Raw genomic sequence first — 20,277 nt, forward strand, 5'->3', positions numbered from 1 at the left:
GCCCGAAACATCCGCCTCCCCCCGGGATTCCGGAGCCGGAGCCGAAAGCGATTCCTCCTCGCGGTCGGGGAGGCGCGTGGCGAGCAAGGCCCCGCCACGCCCGTCCACGGGGATCGTCGTCGCGGCGACCGCTGCCTCCGTCGTCGGGCTCGTGCTGCTGGTCGCGGTGGGGTCCGCGATCGACCGGGTCCTCCTGATCCCCCCGCTGGCCGCCAGCGCGGCGCTGATCTACGGGGCGCCGGCACTGCCGCTCTCCCAGCCGCGCAGCGTGATCGGCGGACAGCTCCTCTCCGCGCTGACCGGATTCGTCGTGCTGTGGATCGCCGGCGATTCCGTCTGGGCCTCCGCCGTCGCCGGCGGACTGGCCCTCGGAGTGATGCAGATCGCCCGGACACCGCATTCACCGGCCGCCGCGACGGCCGTCATCGTGGTGGCGACCGAGCCCGACGCGCTGGTTTTCCTTCCGCTTCTTCTGCTGGCGACGGTGATTCTCGTGCTCGTGGGAGTGGCGGCGGGCAGGGCCTCCGCCAAAAGCAGCTATCCCGCCTACTGGTGGTAGTTCCTCTCTGCTCCGCGCCCTCTGTTCCCTCCCCTCTATTCCACCCCCTCTGTTCCGTCCCTTCTGTTCACCGTAAAGGAAATTGAAATGAGCTCGGACATCGCAGGCGTCAGGATCCCGGACAGCCGGATCGCCCAGGAGGCCACCGACCTCATCCGTGAGGCCACCGACGACCTGATCTACCACCACTCGCGCCGCGTCTATGTGTGGGGCGCGCTCCAGGGACAGAACCGCGGCCTCACCTTCGACGCGGAACTGCTCTACGTCTCGGCCATGTTCCACGACCTCGGGCTGACCGAGCCCTACCGGGACAACGACCAGCGGTTCGAGATCGACGGCGCCGACGAGGCGCGCAAGTTCCTCATCGGCCACGGCATCGACGAGGACCGGGCGCGTATCGCCTGGGAGGCCATCGCCCTGCACACCACCCCGGAGATCCCCTCCCGGATGGCCCCCGAGATCGCCCTGGTGACCGCCGGCGTCGAGCTCGACGTCCTCGGCATCGGCTACCACGACGTGTCCGACGAGGTCCGCGCCGCCGTGGTGGCCGCCCACCCGCGTCCCGACTTCAAGCGGCGGATCCTCCAGGCCTTCAACGACGGCATCACCCGCCGTCCGGACACGACCTTCGGCAACGTCAAGGCCGACGTCCTGGAGAGGTTCACCGAGGGCTACGTGCGACCGAACTTCGTCGAGGTCATCGAGAACTCCGACTGGTCCGCGTAAGAGACCGCGCAAGAAGTCTCGTCAGAGAAGGAAGAGAACCACCCCATGAGTACGTCGACATCCCGCCGCCGCTGGGTGCTGTCCTCGGCGATCGCCGTCGCGCTCGCCTCGGTGACCCTGCCCGCGCAGGCGTCCGGCCACAGCCACCGCGACCACTCGGCCGACGCCGAGAACGTGGTGCTCCAGTGGAACAAGGAGATATCCGCCGCCCTGGCGGTCAACCACAAGGGTTCCGAGCACCCCACCCCGCCGCCCGTGGGCGCCCGGACCTTCGCCGTCGTCCACGAGGCGATCTACGACGCCTGGGCCGCCTACGACCACCGGGCGGTGGGCACCCAGCTCGGCGGCAGCCTGCGCCGCCCCGCGCCCGAGCGGACCTACGACAACAAGCGCGAGGCCGTCTCCTTCGCCGCCGCCCGCGCCCTGGGCGACCTGTTCCCCCTGCAGAAGGCGACGTTCGACGCCAAGCTGACCCAGCTCGGCTACGACCCCGCGGAGGCGGAGAACCCGGCCCCCGGCTCACCCGCCGCGGTCGCCGTCGAGGCCACGGACGCCGTCCTGAAGGTGCGTCACCAGGACGGGTCCCGCCAGGGCGCCACCCCGGCCTACGCCACCCCGGACGGCTACTACAAGCCGGTCAACCCGCCGCAGGACATCGACCACTTCGACAAGTCGAAGATCGTCGACCCGTCCCGCTGGGCGCCCCAGATGGTGGGCGGCATGGTGCACAACTTCCTCACCCCGCACTTCGCCGAGCAGAAGCCGTTCCTCGTCGACGACCCGGACAGCTACCTGCCCGCGGCGCCGCCGGCGTACGGCAGCGAGGAGTCGCGGCAGGCCATCGCCCGTCAGATGGAGCGCAACGCCAACCTGACCGAGCGGCAGAAGGCCATCGCCGAGTACTGGCAGTACGGGGCCACCACCTCCGCCTCGATCCCGCAGGAGTGGGCGGCGTTCGTCTCCCAGCGGGACCGTCACGGCCTCGATCAGGACGTGAAGATGTTCTTCGCGCTGAACATGGCGGAGGGCGACGAGGCCCGCGTCGACTGGCAGACGAAGGTCCACTTCGACTACGGCCGTCCGATCACGATGATCCGCTACGCCATGGACGGCCGGCAGATCCGCGGCTGGGCCGGCCCGAACAAGGGCACGCAGACCATCGACGGCTCGCAGTGGCGGCCCTACCTGAAGACACCGGCCTTCGCGGCGTACGGATCCGGGCACACCGGCTTCACCGCGGTGGGGGCGGAGATCCTCAAGCGGTACACCGGGTCCGACGCGTACGGGGGCACCGGAACCGTCAGGGCGGGCAGTTCGAAGATCGAGACGGGCATGCCCAGCAAGGACGTCGCCCTGAAGTGGAACACCTTCAGCGACGCGGCCCAGGAGGTCGGCGAGTCCCGGCTGTACGCCGGCGTGCACTGGGAGTTCGACCACGAGGTGGCCGCAGCGCAGGGCCGCAAGCTCGCCCGGGACGTGTGGCGAGAGGCCCGGACGTACTTCGACGGGACCCACACCAACACCCGTTGATCCCCCGCCCGTCATCCGGCGAGGGGCATCAGGCAAGGAGAGAGAGCATGGCTGAGGTCGAATACATCAAGAACGTGTTCCGCAGCGGATTCGAGCTGAAGGACATCGAGTGGACGGCATGGCAGGAGCCGGGCCGGATCGGTGTCGAGCACCATGTGCTGTGGGCGCCGGACAGCGAGAAGGGCGAGGACTCCGTCGGTCTGCTGCTGCGGTTCCCGCCGACCGCGCACGGCGACTTCCACGAGCACACCGGCTACGAGCTGATGCTCGTCCTGGACGGTCAGCTCGACCACAGCGACGGCGTCTCCTACTTCAAGGGCGACCTGGTGGTCGAGGGCCCGGGGACCGAGCACCGCATGTCGTCGAGCTCCGGCTGCACGGTGCTGGCGATCCGGACCAAGCCGGCCGAGGTCAGGACCCCCACCAAGCCCATCCGCGAGGTGACCTCCGCGGCCTGATCCCCCGTACGGCCGCGTAAACGGTGTGCCCCAGGCCCTGGACAGCCTGGGGCACACCCCTTGATCCAGGCACAACCGATCGCACGCTTGGGAGTGAGATTCATGGCTCTGCCCTCACCCGCGCAGGGTAGTCGCCCGGCCTTCGCCGGTCATCCCCGGGTACTGGTCTCCAGTACCTCCTCCGATTCCCACACCTGGAATCTGGTCTTCCTCCAGCTCCTGCTCGAGGAGATGGGCAACGAGGTCGTCAACATCGGCGCCTGCGTCCCCGATGCCCTTCTGATCGCCGAATGCAGGCGCCACCGCCCCGACATGGTCGTGATCAGCAGCGTCAACGGGCACGGCTTCCTCGACGGCAGACGGCTCATCCGGCGCCTGCGCGAGGAGCCCGACCTGGCACGGCTGCCGGTCGTCATCGGCGGCAAGCTCGGCACGCGCGGCGGCGCGGGCGACGCCACCGGCACCGGTTTCGGGCAGCAGCTCATGGACGCCGGCTTCGACGCCGTCTTCGAGGACACCGCCGGTGTCGACGCCTTCCGCGCCTACCTCGAACTCGCCCCGTACGCCCCCGAACTCGAGGCCACCGCGTGAGCGGGCAGCCGGCCCCCGCGCAGGGACGGTTCGGCACCGCGGTCGCACAGGCCGCGGCCCGCGGCGAACTCGTCGTACAGCCCCGTATGGGCATGCCGGACATCGCCTCCATGCGAGCCGGTCTGCGGGCGGTGCGGCAGGCGAACGCGACCACGGTGGGCACGATCACCCTGGACAGCTACACCCGCGTCGGCGACCACGACTCCGCGCGCAAGGCCCTCGCCGAGGGAAGCGACCTCAACGGCTTCCCGATCGTCGCGCACGGCGCCGCCGCCACCCGCGAGATGATCGCCTCACTGGCCGCCCCCTCGTTCGCCATCCAGGTCCGGCACGGCTCACCGCTCCCGCTGGGGATCGTCCAGGCCCTCGTCGACGCGGGCCTGGACGCCACCGAGGGCGGGCCCGTCTCGTACTGCCTCCCCTACAGCCGCACTCCCCTGAGGGAGTCGGTCGACGCCTGGGCGAAGAGCTGCGAACTGCTCGCCGCACACGTGCCGGGGGCGCACCTGGAGAGCTTCGGCGGCTGCATGCTCGGCCAGATGTGCCCGCCCAGCCTGCTGGTGGCGATCTCGGTCCTGGAAGGGATGTTCTTCCGGCAGCACGGCCTGACCAGCATCTCCCTCAGCTACGCGCAGCAGACGAGCTTCGACCAGGACGTGGCGGCCGTCGCCGCGCTGCGCCGGCTCGCGGGCGAGTACTTGGGTGACGTGGCCTGGCACGTCGTGCTCTACACGTACATGGGGGTCTTCCCCCGCACCGGCGGGGGCGCTCTGGAGCTCCTGCGGTCCAGTGCCGTGCTGGCCCGGGTGACGGACGCGGAGCGGCTGATCGTGAAGACCGCCGCGGAGGCGTTCCGGATCCCGACGGTCGCCGACAACGTGCAGGCCCTCGAAGAGGCCGCCCTGGCCGCCCGGCAGGCCGTTCCCGCGCTGGGACGCGAGGGCGGGGACGGTGGACCGGGCGCCGACGACGGCCTGTACGAGGAGGCCCGCACGCTGGTCGAGGCCGTGCTGGAACTGGACCCGGACGTCGGCAGGGCCCTTCTCGGCGCGTTCGCCCGCGGCTATCTGGACGTCCCGTTCTGCCTGCACGCGGACAACGCGCAGCGCACCCGCGCCTATGTCGACGACACGGGCCGGCTGCAGTGGCTGGCGGCCGGGGCGATGCCGGTACGGGCCGTGGCCCCGGCGGGTGCCGCCCGACTGAGCGCCGACGGGTTCCTGACCATGCTCGGGCACGTGCAGCACGGCTTCGACGCCCCCGTTCTCGACGCCGCCTCCCGTGGCCGGCGTTCTCTCGGCTCTCCTTCGAACGTGTGACAGGTGATGAACAGGTGACGAACTTCCGCGGCGGCTGCCAGCCCCGCACTCTGGTCGTGATCGGTACCGGCCCCCGGGGCATCTCGGTCCTGGAGCGCATGGCCGCGCGTCTGGCCGACAGCGATCCCGAGCAGGAGATCAGGATCTACGCGGTCGACGACGTCGAGGTCGGGGTCGGGCGCGTGTGGCGCACCGACCAGGACGACTGGTACACGATGAACACGGTCGCCGGGCAGATCACGATGTACTCGGGGGTGCCCGACGACGGTCCGTGGCGGCCCGGCGCCGGCCCGGCCCTCGACGAGTGGTCGCGGGCGACCGCCGGGGAGCGTCCGCTCGGCCCGGACGACTACGCCTCCCGGCAGACCTACGGCCGCTATCTGAGGACCGTCTTCCGCACGGTCCGCGACAGCCTTCCCGCGCACGTCGACCTGGTGGGGATGAACAGCCGGGTGACGCGTCTGGAGCGACGACCGGTCGGCGGGTGGCTGGTCGAACTGGACCAGGCCCCCTTCCTCGTCGCCGCCGATCAGGTGCTCCTCGCGACGGGACATCCGGTCAACGAACCGGACGTCTTCGAGCAGCGGATGCTGGACTTCGCCGGCCGGCACGAGGGAGTCCGCTATCTGGCCGGCGACTCCGCGGCCGACATGCCGCTGGACACCGCCACCGTCCCGGCTGGCTCCACGGTCGCGGTCAAGGGTCTCGGACTGTCGTTCTACGACGTCATGCTGGCCCTCACCGTGGGGCGCGGGGGCGAGTTCAAGCGCGGGGACGACGAGACGCTGACGTATCTGCCCAGCGGGCAGGAACCGCGCATCGTGGCGGGGTCGCGCAGCGGACTTCCCATTCCGGCGCGCGGCGTGAACCAGAAGGCGCCCGACCACACCTACCGGCCCCTGTTCCTCACCAAGGAGGCCGTGCAGGAGGCCCGCGAGCGCCGCCAGGAGCGGGACGGTCACCGGCAGCTCTCCTTCGCCTCCGACGTCCTGCCCCTGCTCATGCGGGAACTCGACCACGTCTACGGGCAGGTGCACGCCGCCTCCGGGGACCACGGCGAACCGGCGGCCCTGGATCTCGACGCCCTCGCCCGCCCGTTCAGGGGGGAGGACTTCGACTCGCCGGAGGACTTCCGCCGGCGTCTGCTGACGGTGATGCGCGCCGACCTTCGCGAGGCCCACCGGGGCAACGCCCGCGGCCCGCTGAAGGCCGCCCTCGACGTCCTGCGCGACACGCGCAACGTCGTACGGGAGGCCGTCGACTACGGCGGGCTTCTGCCGGCCTCCCACGAGGAGGAGTTCGACCGCGCCTTCCTCCCGGGCAACGCCCTGCTGTCGGCCGGCCCGCCCGCGGAGCGGGTGGAGCAGCTGGTCGCCCTCATCGAAGAGGGCGTCGTCGAGATCGCGGGTCCCGGGACGGTCTTCGACACGGACGAGGAAGCCGGCCTGTTCCGCATCGCCTCGCCCAGCGTCGAGGGCTCCGCGCGGCGGGCGACGGCCCTGGTCGACGCCCGCATCCCCACCCCCGACCTGCGGCGCGACACCTCCGCCCTGACCCGGACCCTGCTGGCCTCGGGCGTCATATCCGAGTACCTGCGCACCGGCCCCGACGGTGGCGGCGCGCGGGCCACCGGCGGTCTGAACGTCACCCGCTCCCCGTTCCGCGTCATCGCCGCCGACGGCACCGCGCACGACGACCTGTACGCGCTGGGCATCCCCACCGAGCACACCCGCTGGTTCACCCAGGTCGGCAGCGGGAAGCCCGGCCTGAACACACTGTTCCGGCAGGATGCCGACGCCATCGCCGAGGCCATGCTGTGCCCCGTCGGCCAGGAACCCTCCGGGGGGACCGTGTGAACGACACGAAGGCCACCGCGGCGTTCCGTGCGGCGCGTGACGTCCTCCTGGAGACGCGTACGGATCTGGACGCCGCGCGACGGCGGTTCTCCTGGCCCGAACTCACCTCGTTCAACTGGGCCCTGGACTGGTTCGACGTCATCGCCCGGGACAATCGGCGCACCGCCGTGCGGGTGGTCGCGGAGAACGGTGAGGAGCGCGTCTCCTTCGCTGAGCTCTCGCGCCGCTCCGACCAGGTGGCGGTGTGGCTGCGCGCCATCGGCGTCCGGCGCTCCGACCGGCTCCTGGTGTGTCTGGGCAACAGCGTGGCGCTGTGGGAGACGGTGCTGGCGGCGATGAAGCTGGGGGCGGTGGTCGTACCGACGTACCCGTCCGCGCCGGCCCGGGACCTGGCGGACCGGATCCGGCGCGCCGAGGTCGCCCATGTGGTGACGGAGGCGGGTCTGACGTCCAAGTTCCGGGGGATCGACGGGACATGGACCCCCGTGTGCACGGGTGAGGCGCCGCCCGGCTGGATCGCGTACGACGACTCGTACGGGGCGGACGGCGGCGGGTTCGATCCCGGGGCCGTGACCGGGGCGGACGATCCGCTGTTCTGCTACTTCACCTCGGGGACGACGTCGCTTCCGAAGATGGTGCTGCACACGCACACCAGCTATCCGGTGGGGCACCTGTCCGGCATGTACTGGAACGGGCTACGGCCCGGGGACACGCATCTGAACATCTCGGCGCCCGGCTGGGCCAAGCACGCCTGGAGCTCGCTGTTCGTCCCGTTCAACGCGGAGGCGTCGCTCGTGGCGTTCCGGGACGCCGCGCCGTCCGCCGGACTGATCCTGGACACCTTGCGCACCGGTGGGGTGGACGCGTTCTGCGCGCCGCCCACGGTGTGGCGCTCGCTGCTCGCGGCGGGGCTCGGGGAACGTCCGGGCGTGCTGCGGGAGGCGACGTCGGCGGGCGAGCCGCTCGAGGCGTCGCTGATCGACACGGTCCGTGGGGCCTGGGGACTGTGGGTGCGCGACGGGTACGGGCAGACGGAGACGACCTGCCAGGTCGGCAATCCGCCGGGCAGGGATCCCGAGCCGGGTGCCATGGGCTGGCCGATGCCCGGCTACCGGATGCGGGTGGTCGACACGGCCGACGGGGGGCCTGCCCGGCCGGGCCGGGCCGGGCAGTTGTGCGTCGACCTCCTGCAGCGCCCGGCCGGCATGATGGCGGGCTACCTCGGGGACGAGGACAGGACGGCGAAGGCCTTCGCCGGAGGCCTGTACCGGACGGGTGACCTGGTCACCGAGTCGGCCTCGGGCGCCCTGTACTACCAGGGGCGCGACGACGACATGTTCAAGTCGTTCGACCACCGCATCGCCCCGCTGGAGCTGGAGACGGCGGTGCTGGGGCACCCCGCGGTCGCCCAGGCCGCCGTGGTGCCGGTGCCGCACCCCGAGGGGCTGTGGGTGCCGAAGGCGTACCTGGTGGCGGCGCCGGGCTGGCCCGCCGACGCGGAGACGGCCCGCAGTGTCCTCGATCACTCGGCGACCGTTCTCCCCCCGGAGAAGATGATCAAGCTCGTACACTTCGTGGACGCGCTTCCGATGACCATCTCGGGGAAGATCCAGCGCAGCGTCCTCCGGGATCGCCCCGTCGAGGAGGGGGAGGAGTTCTCGACTGCGCTGTGAGCGCGCCCGGCGGACCCGGTACTCCCGGGCCGCCGGAGCAAGCATGGACCACGCCGACCGGCGCGCCATGCGAGGAGCCGGAGACAGGGGGCCGGCGACGTGATGCAACTGGCATGGCTGCAGACCTTCATGGCGGTCTACCACACGGGGTCCTTGACCAAGGCGGCCCGTGAACTCGGCGTGACCCAGCCGACGGTGACCCAGCAGATCAGAAGCATGGAGCTGGAGATCGGGCACCAGCTCTTCGAACGGACCACACGGGGGACGGTGCCCACCCCGCGCGCGACGATCCTCGCCCAGGACGTGCGGGAGTCGATGATCTCGCTGAACGCGGCGATCGACCGGCATTTCACACCCATCGACCACAACCGGCCGCTGCGGCTCGGGACGACCGCGGAGCTCGCCGCCAGCCGGGTGGTGCCGCCGCTCGCGCGACTGGTGGCGGACGGGACGGACGTACGGGTGCTGACCGGGGTCAGCCACGAGTTGCTGTCCCGGCTCGGCGAGGGCTTCCTGGACATGGTCATCTCCACCACGCGCCCCCGGCGGCGCGGGATCGAGGCGACGCCGTTATGCGATGAGGAGCTGGTGCTCGTCGCCTCTCCGCAGCTGGCCGAGGAGTTGTTCCCCGACGGGCCCGGTACGGGGACGGAACAGAAACTGGCGAAGGCCGCGCTGATCTCGTACGCGGAGACGCTGCCGCTGATACGGGACTACTGGCGCGTGGTGTTCGACCGCGAACCGGACGTCCACGTCGGGGCGGTCGTACCCGATCTCCGGGCCATCCTGGCGGCGGTCGCGGCAGGCGCCGGAATCTCCGTACTGCCTCGCTGCCTGTGCGAGACGGCCCTCGCGGAGGGTGCGGTCGTCCGCCTGATCCAGCCGGAGGTCCCGCCCATCAACACCCTGTACCTGGCGGTGCGCAGCGGGGCCCTCCGGGACTACCGGCTCTCGCGGATCCACAGCGAGCTGTTGCGCACGGCGCAGAACTGGACCTGACACCGGGCGGTGTCGCCGCCGGCCGGCGGCGGCACCGCCGCTCTCCCCCGCGGCCCCGCCGCCCCGTGGCTCACGGCAGCACCAACAGCACCGCCAGGGCGACGAGGAGGGAGTCGATCCGGTCGAGGAGGCCTCCGGAGCCGGCCAGCCACCGGCCGGCGTCCTTGGCGCGGGCGCCCCGCTTGACCATCGACTCCAGCAGGTCCCCGAGCGGGCCGCCGACCGCCACGGCCACCGCCGTCTGCCACGTCAGGGAGGACAGCACGGCCAGCGTGAGGAGACCGGCCGCGGCCCCGGCGAGCGTGCCGCTCCAGCGTTTGGCGGGCGACAGCGGGGAGAGCCGGGGGCCGCCGATACGGGGACCCGCCGCGTACGCGACGATGTCGGCGATCGACACGGCCACGAACAGGACGAGGCCGAGGGCGCCGGACGGTACGAGGCCGGCCAGGACGCCCAGCCACACGAGTCCCAGCAGGCCCGCCCCCAGGCGGCGGAGCCCGTGCTCCGCGTCCCCCGAGAACAGTGGAACCCCGGCGATCGCGAGCGCCCCCGCCGCCGCCACCCGGAGCACCTCGTCCGGGGCCAGCCAGACGGTCAGGACGAGTCCGACGACGGCCGCGCCCAGGACCGCCCGGTCCACCGGTCCCAGCCGGAGCAGCCCGCCGAACTCCACCACCGCGACCACACCGACCGCGGCCGCGAGCACCGCGATCCCCGGTGGACCGAGCCAGAAGGCGGCGGTCACCAGGGGCACTCCGAGCGCCCACACGCACCAGCGGACGATCAGCTCACGGCGCCGGGTCGCCGCCACCGCGACGCCCCCGACCGCCAGTGCCCCGCCGAGGTACGGCACGAGACCCGCGACCGTCGTCACCGGGAGGCCCGCGCCGGCGCGCCCGACACCACCGCGGCCGACGCGCGCAGCGCCTCCAGGGCACCCCGGCAGGCCGCCACGATCCGCGCGTTCTCCGCCGTGTCGCGGACGGCGATCCGGACGGTCCGCCCCTCGTACGCCGGGGACATCGGCGACAGGTCACGCAGGAAGACGTCGTGCCGCCGGCACTCGCGCACCAGCGTCGCCGCGCTCGGTCCGTCCTGCGGCAGGGTCACCGTGAGGAAGTTCGCCACGCCCTCGTCGACCGAGGAGAAGCCGTCCAACTCCCGGAGGCCGTGCGCCAGTTCCCGGCGCAGCACATGGGTGCGGGCCCAGCGCTCCGCGTAGTACCCGGGGTCGCGCAGCGCCGTCACGGCGGCCAGCTGGGCCGGCAGGCTCACGGGCCACGGCGGCGTCCAGCGGCGCAGCTCCCCGGCCGTCTCCGGATCGGCCACCAGGTACGCGGCCCGCATCCCCGACAGCGCGTACATCTTCGACAGCGAGGTGCAGACCACGACCCGGCCGTCGGCCGAGGCGAGCCCGGCCAGCGAGTCCGCCGGGTCGACATAGCCCAGGTACGCCTCGTCGATCCACCACCGGGTCCGCGCGGGCGAGGCCTCGATCACCGCGCGCAGCGCGTCGGCCGGGGCGTGGCGGCCGGTCGGGTTGTTCGGGTTGACCACCACCACGAGGTCGTAGCGTCCGTCGCGGGTCGCGGCGGCGAGCCGGGCCGGGTCGAGCAGCCAGCCGTCCTCCCGGCGCAGCTGGAGCCGGTCGACCCGGCAGCCGATCATCCGCTCGGTGACGTGGGCGTACTCCCCGTAGCCCGGATCGAGCAGGAGCACGCGGCTGCCCGGCGTCAGCCACCGGCCGAACGCCCGGAAGATCAGATCGGAGGAGCCCGCGCCGACGACCAGCGACTCGACCGGCAGCCCGCGGACCGCGGCGATCTCCGCGAGCAGTCCCTCCGCGCCGGTCGGCGGCGAGGTCCTGGCCGCCCACCCGGGATCCTCCGAGAGGACGGCGCGGACCGCCGGCGACGGCGGGAACCAGGCGTCCAGCACATCGGCCGCGACCACCTCGTGCCGGCGGGTCAGCGTCCGGAAGTCGGTGCCGATCGCCGAGAAGAACGCCCCGCCGTGCTCGCAGCCGTCCGCACGCGGCGCGAAGGGCACGTCGAGCTGCCAGTCGAGGCCGGTCCGCAGCCGCTCCAGGGTCCGGCCGTGCCGCTCCGCGACCGTCCTCGTCAGCTCGGCCACGGAGCCGCTGAGCACCTCGAACGAGACCGCGCCCGAGTGGACCGTGCGCCCCACCGGCCGCAGCCCGGCGGCGAGGTACATGTCGAGCAGCTCCGTGCGTCCCATCGCCACGACCCGGCGGCCGCCCCGCGCCGCGACCCAGCGCAGCGCCGCGTACATGAGGAGCGGCGCCGCCGCGGTGGACCGCCACTGCTCCTCGACGGTCAGGACGCGGATCTCGAACGGCGCCTCCTCGGTCAGGACCGGCAGCTCCTCGCGCGTCAGGTACTTGTCGAGGGAGTAGCGGCCGACCCACGGAGGGGTGAGGCTGACGAAGCCGATCCGCGTCTCGCCGCGCGCGGCCACGAGATAGACGTTGTCGCCGTCGAGTCCGTCGCTCAGCCTCCCCGACGGATCCAGCGGATGCTGGCCGAGCTCCTCCGCGTACACCCGATGGCGCAGTTCGTGGATCCAGTCGTGATCCTGAGGCGTGGCGGTGCGCAGCTGCAGGACGCGGTCCATGCGTATGTCCCCCCTGAGACGGTCGGCGTTCGCGCCCCAGCATGGAGGAGTCCGGCGGACGGCACCTGAGTACGCGTACTCAGCCGGACGGCATGCGGAGGCGTCGAGTCCAGCGCCGATCTGACGCAGGTGACGCCCGGTAGGACGATCTTGACGCTTTCCTGCCGCACTGGCCAGGGCCGAGGCGATCCCGGCTGCTTACGGCGACCCGGCCCGTCCGGCCCTGCCGTCTCGACCCGGCCCTCCGCAGCCACCCACGAGCGGCCCGGGCCCCGTCACGTCGGTCACGGCACCGCCAGCCCTCATCCGCCGCCGGCCAGGCTCCCGAAGACACGGCTGACCCACTGGTCCATGCGGGCCGCGAAGTCCGACGCCGAGGTGATGTCCGAGGCCGGCAGGCAACCCGCGTCGTCGAGGTCGACGAGGAAGTCCACATCGGCCCAGCCGCCACGGAACAGCACAACCGACAGCTCGGCCTGCGCCGGACCGGACAGGACCACGCCGACCGAGTCCGGATCATGAACACGAGCCCTGTCGGTCTCCAGGGGCTGCGGCCAGGCAGCCTCCGCGTCCCGCCACGTCGGCCGGCCCACTTCGAGGCCGGCCGACGCCCAGCCGGGCGTCCGCCGAGCCAGAACCGCGGCGACCTCGTCGAGATCAACAACCCTGTCCATGAGGGGATCATCCCTCATGGACCACCACCGGCGGAGCGCCTCGGCACGACGGTGTCAGGAGCTGAACACGGGGATGACGTCGGTGCCGTAGGCGTCGATGGTGCCCTCGCGGTTGTCGTGCATGTCGTAGACGGCGAACTGGTCGACGCCCAGGTCCTTGAGGTGGCGCAGCTTCTCGATGTGGGCCTCGGCGGGGCCCAGGAGGCAGAAGCGGTCGACGATCTCGTCGGGGACGAAGGTGGTGTCGGGGTTGTCGGCGCGGCCGTGGTGGGAGTAGTCGTAGCCCTGGCGGTCCTTGATGTACGCGGTGAGTTCCTCGGGGACCATCGAGGAGTGTTCGCCGTACTTGGCGACGAGGTCGGCGACGTGGTTGCCGACCATGCCGCCGAACCAGCGGCACTGGTCGCGGGCGTGGGCCAGGGCCTCCGGGGAGTCGTCGGCCGTCACGTACGCGGGGGCGGCGACGCAGATCGTCAGGGCGTCGGGGTCGCGGCCGGCCTCCCGGGCCGCGTCCCTCACCGCCTTGACCATCCACTCGGTGAGGAAGGGGTCGGCGAGCTGGAGGATGAACCCGTCGGCCTTCTGCCCGGCCAGGGCGAGGGCCTTGGGGCCGTAGGCCGCCATCCACACCGGCAGCTTGCCGTTCTTGATCCAGGGGATGTGGATCGGGTTGCCGTCGACCTGTGCCTCCCGGCCCTCCGCCAGGTCGCGGATGACCTCGATGGCCTCGCCCAGGCGAGCCAGGGTGTTGGGCTTGCGCCCGGCGACGCGCATGGCGGAGTCGCCGCGGCCGATGCCGCAGACGGTCCGGTTGCCGTACATGTCGTTGAGGGTGGCGAAGGTGGAGGCCGTCACCTCCCAGGTGCGGGTGCCGGGATTCGTCACCATCGTGCCGACGTGGAGCTTGGTGGTGTTGGCGAGGATCTGGCTGTAGATGACGAAGGGTTCCTGCCACAGCACGGCGGAGTCGAAGGTCCAGCCGTAGCGGAAGCCGTTGCGCTCCGCCCGGCGCATCAGCCCGACGACCTGCGAGGCGGGCGGGTCGGTCTGCAGGACGAGTCCGAAGTCCAACGTGGTTCTCCTAGTTCAGGTACTGGCAGGTGGAGCGGGGGGTGAAGGCGCCGTGGCCCGCGCGGCCGGTGAACTTCCGCTGGTCGATGACCGGTTCGCCGCGCGAGAGGACGGTCTCGACCTGGCCGGTGATCGTCTTCCCCTCGTAGGCGGAGTAGTCGACGTTCATGTGGTGGGTCTCCGCCGACAGGACCTGGGTGGCGTGCGGGTCGTAGATGACGATGTCCGCGTCCGAGCCGGGCGCGATCGTGCCCTTCTGCGGGTAGAGGCCGAACATCCGGGCCGGGGTGGCGCAGGCGATCTCGATCCAGCGGCGGCGCCCGATGTGCCCGTCGACGACGGCCTGGTGGAGGAGGTCCATGCGGTTCTCCACCCCCGGCAGACCGTTGGGGATCTTCGAGAAGTCGCCGCGGCCGAGGTCCTTCTGGCCCACGAAGCAGAAGGGGCAGTGGTCGGTGGAGACGACCTGGAGGTCGTTCGTCCGCAGCCCCCGCCACAGGGCCGCCTGGTGTTCCCTGGGCCGCAGCGGGGTGCTGCACACGTACTTGGCGCCCTCGAAGCCCGGCTCGGCGAGGTTGTCGGTGGAGAGGAAGAGGTACTGGGGGCAGGTCTCGCCGAAGACGGGCAGCCCCTTGTCACGGGCGGCGGCGATCTCGGCGACGGCCTCCTCGGCGGAGACGTGGACGACGTAGAGCGGGGCGCCGGCGACCCGGGAGAGCTGGATCGCGCGGTGGGTGGCCTCGGCCTCCAGGAGCGCCTTGCGGACCTCCCCGTGGTAGCGGGGGTCGGTCTCGCCGCGCGCGAGGGCCTGTTCGACGAGGACGTCGATGGCGATGCCGTTCTCGGCGTGCATCATGATCAGCCCGCCGTTGTCGGCGGAGCGCTGCATGGCCCGCAGGATCCGGCCGTCGTCGCTGTAGAAGACGCCGGGATAGGCCATGAAGAGCTTGAAGGAGGTGATGCCCTCCTGGACGAGCTTGTCCATCTCCTTGAGCGTGTGCTCGTTGACGTCGGAGAGGATCATGTGGAAGGCGTAGTCGATCGCGCAGTTGCCGTCGGCCTTGGCGTACCAGGCGTCGAGGCCTTCGCGGAGGCTGTGGCCGACGCTCTGGACGGCGAAGTCGACGATGGTGGTGGTGCCGCCCCAGGCGGCGGCGCGGGTGCCGGTCTCGAAGGTGTCGGAGGCGAAGGTGCCGCCGAAGGGCAGTTCCATGTGGGTGTGGGCGTCGACGCCGCCGGGCAGCACGTAGCGGTCGGTGGCGTCGATGGTCCGGTCGGCGGTCCAGCCGGCCGCCGCGTCGGAGCCGTGGGCGGCGAGGGCGACGACGCGGCCGTCCTCGATCAGCACGTCGGCGTGGACTTCGTCGGCGGCGGTGACGACGAGACCGCCGCGGATGAGGGTACGGGTGCTCACGGGACTTCTCCCCTGCCAACTAGAGGGATCTCAGGGCCTGTTCGAGGATCGCGGCGCCTTCTTCGGCCTCGGAGACGGTGAGCGAGAGCGGTGGGGCGATGCGCAGGGTGCTGGTGTTGTGCGCGCCGCCCTTGCCGATGAGCAGGCCGTTCTCGCGGGCGGCCTCCAGGACGGCGCCGGCCGCGTCCGGGTTCGCCCGGTCGGTGCCGGGTTCGGTGAGCTCGATGCCGATCATGAGGCCGCGGCCGCGGACCTCCCGTACCGCCGCGACTCCGGCGGCCGCCGCCCGGACGCGTTCGATGAGGAGGCCGCCGACGCGGCGGGCGTTGCCCTGGAGGTCGTGCTCCAGGAGGTACGCGAGGTTGGCGAGGCCGGCGGCCATCGTGATCGGCGAACCGCCGAAGGTCGAGATGGAGTTCGCGTCGAGGCAGTTCATGATCTCGGCGCGGGCGACGACCCCGCCGACGGACATGCCGTTGCCGATGCCCTTGGCGAAGGTGAGGATGTCGGGCGGTCCGGCCTGGCCGTGGGCCTGCCAGCCCCAGAAGTGGTCGCCGGTGCGGCCCCAGCCGGTCTGCACCTCGTCGGAGATCCAGAGGATGCCGTGCCGGTCGAGGACGCGACGGAAGGCGGCGTAGAGGCCGTCGGGCGGGCAGGTGAAGCCGCCGACGCCCTGGATCGGCTCGGCGATCAGGGCGGCGACGTCCCGGGTGTGGCCGAGGAGGTCTTCGAGGTCGGCGACGCAGGCCTCGGTGAACCGCTCGTCGGTGTACTGGGCGTAGGGGCCGCGGGTACGTACGCCGCCGTGCACGTACAGCGTCTGGAGCGGGGAGAGGCCCGTGGGCGACCAGGCGCGGTTGCCGGTGATGCCGACGGTGGAGAACGAGCGGCCGTGGTAGCTGTTGCGCATCGCCAGGATCTGGTTCGAGCGGCGGTACGCGGTGGCGAGGAGGAGGGCCGTGTCGTTGGCCTCGGTGCCGGAGGTGGTGAAGAAGACCCGGGCGTCGGGGATGCCGGAGAGACCGGCGACGCGCTCGGCGAGCTCCACCATGGGGCGGTTGAGGTAGAGCGTCGAGGAGTGGATGATCCGCCCGGCCTGGTCGGAGACGGCCTTGGTGACCTCGGGCAGGGCGTGGGCGGTCATGGTGGTGAGGATGCCGCCGAAGAAGTCGAGGTACCTGCGTCCCTCGGCGTCCCAGACGTGGCGGCCCTCGCCGTGGGTGATCTCGAGGGGGTCGCGGTAGTAGAGGGCGACCCAGTCGGGGATGACGGCGCGGTGCCGGTCGTACAGGCTGCTCACGGCTGCACCAGCCCGTCGTACGCGTCGGGGCGGCGGTCCCGGTAGAAGGCCCACTGCTGCCTGACCTCGTCGATGAGGCCGAAGTCCAGGTCGCGGACGACGAGTTCCTCGGCCTTGTCGGAAGCGACCTCGCCGACGAACTGGCCGCGCGGGTCGACGAAGTAGCTCGTGCCGTAGAAGTCGTTGTCGCCGTACTCCTCCTGGCCGACGCGGTTGATCGCGGCGACGAAGTACTCGTTGGCGACGGCGGCGGCGGGCTGTTCCAGCTGCCAGAGGTAGGAGGAGAGGCCGCGCGAGGTGGCGGAGGGGTTGTAGACCAACTGGGCACCGTTGAGGCCGAGTTGGCGCCAGCCCTCCGGGAAGTGACGGTCGTAGCAGATGTAGACGCCGACCTTGCCCACGGCGGTCTCGAAGACCGGCCAGCCGGCGTTCCCCGGGCGGAAGTAGTACTTCTCCCAGAAGCCTCTGACCTGAGGGATGTGATGCTTGCGGTACTTGCCGAGGTAGGAGCCGTCGGCGTCGATGACGGCCGCGGTGTTGTAGTAGAAGCCGGAGTCCTCGATCTCGAAGACGGGGACGACGATCACCATGCCGGTCTCGCGGGCGAGGTCCTGCATCCGGCGGACGGTCGGCCCGTTGGGGACCGGCTCGGCCCAGCGGTAGTGCTCGGGCTCCTGGACCTGGCAGAAGTAGGGGGCGTTGAACACCTCCTGGAAGCCGATCACCTGGGCGCCCTGCCTCGCGGCCTCGCGGGCGTGCTCCTCGTGTTTCGCGATCATGGATTCGGTGTCGCCCGTCCAGGTCGCCTGGACGAGCGCGGCGCGTACGACGTCGGTCATGAGCTGCTCCTTCGGCACGGCGTCAGAGAGCCTCTACGCACGTAGACGCGATGCGTAGGAGGAGAACGTAAGCCCCGTCACACCCCGGAGCAAGACCACCGCCGTGAAGCGGCCGGGTCGATCATGTTTCATACCCGAGTGGTCCACGTCGGACACGTACCGACACGTACTGACCCGTACGGACCCGTACGGTTAGCGCCTCTTGCTCAGGTCACGCCCCGGCCAGGCCCGCCACCCTCAGGGCGTGGAGCAGGTCGCGCTCCCGGGACGCGGACACCGCGCGCGCCGCGGCGAGGAGCTGGGGGACGAGCCCGTGCGGGTCCGCGCCCGCGAGCCGTGCGGCGTCCTCGGGGGCGCGGACCCGGACGAACGCGGTGAGCAGGGCGTGGGCCTCGCGGTGGTGCTCCTCGGCGTGCAGCGCGGCGCAGGCCCCGGCGAGCTCATCGACCGGGCGGGCCACGCCCTGCCGGAGCAGCTGCTCGCAGTCGGCCTCCCGGCCCGCGTCGGCGAGGACGCCCGCGACGGCGGCGAGCCGGCCGGGGGGCAGCGAGGCCGCCTCCCAGAGCAGGGTGGACCAGTCGGCGCCGAGCCCGGCCCGGTGCAGCTCGGCGGCGAGGGCGGGCAGCCGGTCGGGCGGCCCGTCGAGCGCTTCGCAGAGCAGGGCGTGCGCCTCGCCGCTGCGGCCCTGCGCGCGGAGGCGCCGCAGGGCGTAGACGGCGTTGCCCGCGGCGCGGAGGGCTTCGGCGTGGTCCGTGGCGGGTACCTGGGGCTCGGCCCCGGCGGCGGCGTCACCGGCGCCCCCGAACCGGGCCCCGCGGGGCGCCGCTCCCCCGGCCGGGAGAACGGGCACCGGCACCGCGACCTCCTCGGCACCCTCCTCGGCGCCTTCCTCCAGCCAGGCATACCGGGCGCCCCGGGGCCGCCGCTTGACCTTGCCGGGCAGCGGGGCACCGGCAGACGGACCGGCGGCACGGGCCGGCGGCGCGGGCGACACCGGAGCGGCGGTACGGGCCGGCGGCGCGGGCGACACCGGACCGGCGGCACGGGCCGGCGGCGCGGGCGACACCGGACCGGCAGTACGGGCCGGGGACCCGGCCGCCACCGGACCGGCAGTACGGGCCGGGGACCCGGCCGCCACCGGACCGGCAGTACGGGTCGGCGTCCCGGCCGCCACCGGACCCGCGGCGCCGCTCGGGGCGACCCCCTCCGGCGCCCCCAGCCCCAGCCCCAGCCCGGCCAGTCTCCCCGTCAGCTCCCTGACGCGGGCCGACGCCCTGGCCTGGTCGTCGCGCGTCCAGGCGAGGTCGTGTTCCAGGCGGGCCGCCTCCGCCGGGTCCGGGGTCGTGCGCAGCCGTTCGGCGAGTTCACGGCCCCGCGTCTCGGCGTAGTGGCGTTCCCCCTCCATCAGGTCCCGGCGTTCCGCCAGGGCGTCCGCTCCGCCGGGCCGGCGGTCGTGGGCGCCGGCGGCCGCCGCGTACAGCATCCGGCCGCGAGCGGCGAACGGTCCGTCGACCGTCTCCCCGGCGTCCTGGAGGAGGGACTCGACGACGTCCCAGGGCAGGATCTCGGTCCCGTCGAGGCAGGCGCGCAGGCCCTCGGGGTCGCGTGCGGCGAAGACCCCGTACCAGCCGCCGTCCGGTCTGCAGCGGCCGGCGAGCTCCGTCAGCCAGCTCCTGAACGTGGCGACTTCCACCGGGAGTTGATACACCGTCATGCGTTCCGCACCTGCCCCGCCGTCGACTGGAACCTTCCGGTCCGCGGGTATTGGACCGCAGTCGTGTTACGGGACGACTACGGACCGTTTTCAGAACGTGACGACGATCCCGGTGTGCGGGCGCTTCCCGAGCCGGACGATCATGGCGGGCACGTCGGTCAGCCAGTACTGCCAGGTGTACTTGCGCGAGAGCAGGCGCCGGATCCGGCGCAGCTCCTCCCCCTCCACCAGCCGGCCGGTGCCGGAGAACCGCTCGGCGCCCTCGGCGACGTTGCCGCGCAGGTCGCAGACGGCGACCTCGACCCGGGGGTCGTTGCCGAGTCGCTTGACCTTCCAGGAGTCGGAGCGGGTCCACACGTACAGCTCGGAGCCCTCGACCGCGTACCAGACGGGTGTGGCGACCCCCGTGCCGTTCTTCCGGAAGGTGGTCAGACTGACGTAGCGGCCGCGCCGCAGCTCTTCGGGCATCATGCCCGGGAGCTTAGAGCGCGGCCCGCTCGTACGCGGTGCGGGCCTCGGTGATCTCGGGGGCATGGGTGCGCGCCCAGTCGCAGGCGGTGTCGAGCGGGGCGATGAGGGACCGGCCGAGGGCGGTGAGGGCGTACTCGACGCGGGGCGGGTTCTCGTCGTGGGCGGTACGGGTGAGGAAGCCGTCGCGCTCCATGGCGCGGAGGGTCTCGGTGAGGACCTTGGGGGTGATCCAGTGCAGGGGGACGCGGAGCTCGGAGAAGCGGCGGGGCGTCCCGTCCTCCAGGCAACGCAGCACCATCGCCGTCCACTTGCCGCCGACGCGGATGGGCTGCGCTGGGCTGCCGCCGCAGTCGGGGTCGGCGAAGAGGGAGGGGCTCAGCGGCTCCGGGGACGGCTGCTCGATCATGCGGCCGACGCTAACTCAGTACCGTTGAAGTAACCAGGGGTGC

Annotated in this window: 19 protein-coding genes; 9 read left to right on the plus strand and 10 right to left on the minus strand. The window is 72.2% G+C overall.

What is annotated here, in order from left to right; genetic code table 11:
• The first annotated feature begins 76 nt into the window (after nucleotides 1-76).
• From ACF07V_RS21720 to ACF07V_RS21760, 9 genes are all read left to right on the plus strand, one after another.
• Nucleotides 77-559, plus strand: a complete 483-nt coding sequence (locus ACF07V_RS21720) for an HPP family protein (RefSeq protein ID WP_392156328.1) — start codon at nucleotides 77-79, stop codon at nucleotides 557-559.
• 87 nt (nucleotides 560-646) lie between these two features.
• A complete protein-coding gene (locus ACF07V_RS21725; RefSeq protein ID WP_392156330.1) occupies nucleotides 647-1,285 on the plus strand; it encodes an HD domain-containing protein in 639 nt (212 codons plus the stop codon).
• Between the two features lie 45 nt (nucleotides 1,286-1,330).
• Nucleotides 1,331-2,815 carry a vanadium-dependent haloperoxidase gene (locus ACF07V_RS21730; RefSeq protein ID WP_392156331.1) on the plus strand — a complete coding sequence of 495 codons (1,485 nt, stop codon included), beginning with the start codon at nucleotides 1,331-1,333 and terminating at the stop codon, nucleotides 2,813-2,815.
• Between the two features lie 47 nt (nucleotides 2,816-2,862).
• Nucleotides 2,863-3,273, plus strand: a complete 411-nt coding sequence (locus ACF07V_RS21735; protein WP_392156332.1) for a cupin domain-containing protein — start codon at nucleotides 2,863-2,865, stop codon at nucleotides 3,271-3,273.
• 102 nt (nucleotides 3,274-3,375) lie between these two features.
• Nucleotides 3,376-3,864 carry a cobalamin B12-binding domain-containing protein gene (locus ACF07V_RS21740; RefSeq protein WP_392156334.1) on the plus strand — a complete coding sequence of 163 codons (489 nt, stop codon included), beginning with the start codon at nucleotides 3,376-3,378 and terminating at the stop codon, nucleotides 3,862-3,864.
• A complete protein-coding gene (locus tag ACF07V_RS21745; RefSeq protein ID WP_392156335.1) occupies nucleotides 3,861-5,183 on the plus strand; it encodes a methylaspartate mutase in 1,323 nt (440 codons plus the stop codon). Before ACF07V_RS21740 ends, ACF07V_RS21745 begins: the two co-directional genes overlap by 4 nt.
• Nucleotides 5,184-5,197: 14 nt before the next feature.
• A complete protein-coding gene (locus ACF07V_RS21750) occupies nucleotides 5,198-7,039 on the plus strand; it encodes an FAD/NAD(P)-binding protein (protein WP_392156337.1) in 1,842 nt (613 codons plus the stop codon).
• Entirely contained in the window at nucleotides 7,036-8,712 is a 1,677-nt protein-coding gene (locus tag ACF07V_RS21755; RefSeq protein ID WP_392156338.1) for an AMP-binding protein, read from the plus strand. The genes ACF07V_RS21750 and ACF07V_RS21755 overlap by 4 nt, the downstream gene beginning before the upstream one ends.
• A 102-nt stretch (nucleotides 8,713-8,814) precedes the next feature.
• Nucleotides 8,815-9,711, plus strand: coding sequence for a LysR family transcriptional regulator (locus ACF07V_RS21760; RefSeq protein ID WP_392156436.1), 897 nt, complete (start codon nucleotides 8,815-8,817; stop codon nucleotides 9,709-9,711).
• A 70-nt stretch (nucleotides 9,712-9,781) separates the two neighbouring features.
• Here the strand turns inward: ACF07V_RS21760 and ACF07V_RS21765 are convergent, their stop codons facing one another.
• From ACF07V_RS21765 to ACF07V_RS21810, 10 genes are all read right to left on the minus strand, one after another.
• Entirely contained in the window at nucleotides 9,782-10,585 is an 804-nt protein-coding gene (locus ACF07V_RS21765; protein ID WP_392156339.1) for a phosphatidate cytidylyltransferase, read from the minus strand.
• On the minus strand, nucleotides 10,582-12,345 hold the full coding sequence (locus ACF07V_RS21770; protein ID WP_392156341.1) for an aminotransferase class I/II-fold pyridoxal phosphate-dependent enzyme: 1,764 nt from the start codon (nucleotides 12,343-12,345) through the stop codon (nucleotides 10,582-10,584). Before ACF07V_RS21770 ends, ACF07V_RS21765 begins: the two co-directional genes overlap by 4 nt.
• Before the next feature lie 302 nt (nucleotides 12,346-12,647).
• Nucleotides 12,648-13,019 carry a hypothetical protein gene (locus ACF07V_RS21775; RefSeq protein ID WP_392156343.1) on the minus strand — a complete coding sequence of 124 codons (372 nt, stop codon included), beginning with the start codon at nucleotides 13,017-13,019 and terminating at the stop codon, nucleotides 12,648-12,650.
• A 54-nt stretch (nucleotides 13,020-13,073) separates the two neighbouring features.
• Complete coding sequence (locus ACF07V_RS21780; protein WP_392156345.1) at nucleotides 13,074-14,090, minus strand: TIGR03842 family LLM class F420-dependent oxidoreductase; 1,017 nt, start codon at nucleotides 14,088-14,090, stop codon at nucleotides 13,074-13,076.
• 10 nt (nucleotides 14,091-14,100) lie between these two features.
• Nucleotides 14,101-15,504 carry a dihydropyrimidinase gene (hydA, locus tag ACF07V_RS21785; protein ID WP_392156347.1) on the minus strand — a complete coding sequence of 468 codons (1,404 nt, stop codon included), beginning with the start codon at nucleotides 15,502-15,504 and terminating at the stop codon, nucleotides 14,101-14,103.
• A 19-nt stretch (nucleotides 15,505-15,523) separates the two neighbouring features.
• A complete protein-coding gene (locus ACF07V_RS21790; protein WP_392156348.1) occupies nucleotides 15,524-16,804 on the minus strand; it encodes an aspartate aminotransferase family protein in 1,281 nt (426 codons plus the stop codon).
• Nucleotides 16,801-17,643 carry a nitrilase-related carbon-nitrogen hydrolase gene (locus ACF07V_RS21795; protein WP_392156349.1) on the minus strand — a complete coding sequence of 281 codons (843 nt, stop codon included), beginning with the start codon at nucleotides 17,641-17,643 and terminating at the stop codon, nucleotides 16,801-16,803. The genes ACF07V_RS21790 and ACF07V_RS21795 overlap by 4 nt, the downstream gene beginning before the upstream one ends.
• 211 nt (nucleotides 17,644-17,854) lie before the next feature.
• Nucleotides 17,855-19,357 (minus strand): UL36 very large tegument protein, encoded by a 1,503-nt coding sequence (locus tag ACF07V_RS21800; protein WP_392156350.1) that lies wholly within the window; start codon nucleotides 19,355-19,357, stop codon nucleotides 17,855-17,857.
• A gap of 90 nt (nucleotides 19,358-19,447) precedes the next feature.
• Entirely contained in the window at nucleotides 19,448-19,828 is a 381-nt protein-coding gene (locus ACF07V_RS21805) for a PPOX class F420-dependent oxidoreductase (RefSeq protein WP_392156352.1), read from the minus strand.
• Between the two features lie 10 nt (nucleotides 19,829-19,838).
• Nucleotides 19,839-20,234 carry a winged helix-turn-helix transcriptional regulator gene (locus ACF07V_RS21810; protein ID WP_392156354.1) on the minus strand — a complete coding sequence of 132 codons (396 nt, stop codon included), beginning with the start codon at nucleotides 20,232-20,234 and terminating at the stop codon, nucleotides 19,839-19,841.
• Between the last annotated feature and the right edge of the window lie 43 nt (nucleotides 20,235-20,277).

Source organism: Streptomyces sp. NPDC015661, from assembly GCF_043077765.1.
Taxonomy (GTDB): Bacteria; Actinomycetota; Actinomycetes; order Streptomycetales; family Streptomycetaceae; genus Streptomyces.

Coding starts and splice junctions, on each gene's coding strand:
- ACF07V_RS21725 (WP_392156330.1), top strand. CDS start 647: ATGAGCTCGGACATCGCAGGCGTCAGGATCCCGGACAGCCGGATCGCC.
- ACF07V_RS21810 (WP_392156354.1), bottom strand. CDS start 20,234: ATGATCGAGCAGCCGTCCCCGGAGCCGCTGAGCCCCTCCCTCTTCGCC.
- ACF07V_RS21775 (WP_392156343.1), bottom strand. CDS start 13,019: ATGGACAGGGTTGTTGATCTCGACGAGGTCGCCGCGGTTCTGGCTCGG.
- ACF07V_RS21735 (WP_392156332.1), top strand. CDS start 2,863: ATGGCTGAGGTCGAATACATCAAGAACGTGTTCCGCAGCGGATTCGAG.
- ACF07V_RS21740 (WP_392156334.1), top strand. CDS start 3,376: ATGGCTCTGCCCTCACCCGCGCAGGGTAGTCGCCCGGCCTTCGCCGGT.
- ACF07V_RS21730 (WP_392156331.1), top strand. CDS start 1,331: ATGAGTACGTCGACATCCCGCCGCCGCTGGGTGCTGTCCTCGGCGATC.
- ACF07V_RS21770 (WP_392156341.1), bottom strand. CDS start 12,345: ATGGACCGCGTCCTGCAGCTGCGCACCGCCACGCCTCAGGATCACGAC.
- ACF07V_RS21805 (WP_392156352.1), bottom strand. CDS start 19,828: ATGATGCCCGAAGAGCTGCGGCGCGGCCGCTACGTCAGTCTGACCACC.
- ACF07V_RS21800 (WP_392156350.1), bottom strand. CDS start 19,357: ATGACGGTGTATCAACTCCCGGTGGAAGTCGCCACGTTCAGGAGCTGG.
- ACF07V_RS21795 (WP_392156349.1), bottom strand. CDS start 17,643: ATGACCGACGTCGTACGCGCCGCGCTCGTCCAGGCGACCTGGACGGGC.
- ACF07V_RS21760 (WP_392156436.1), top strand. CDS start 8,815: ATGCAACTGGCATGGCTGCAGACCTTCATGGCGGTCTACCACACGGGG.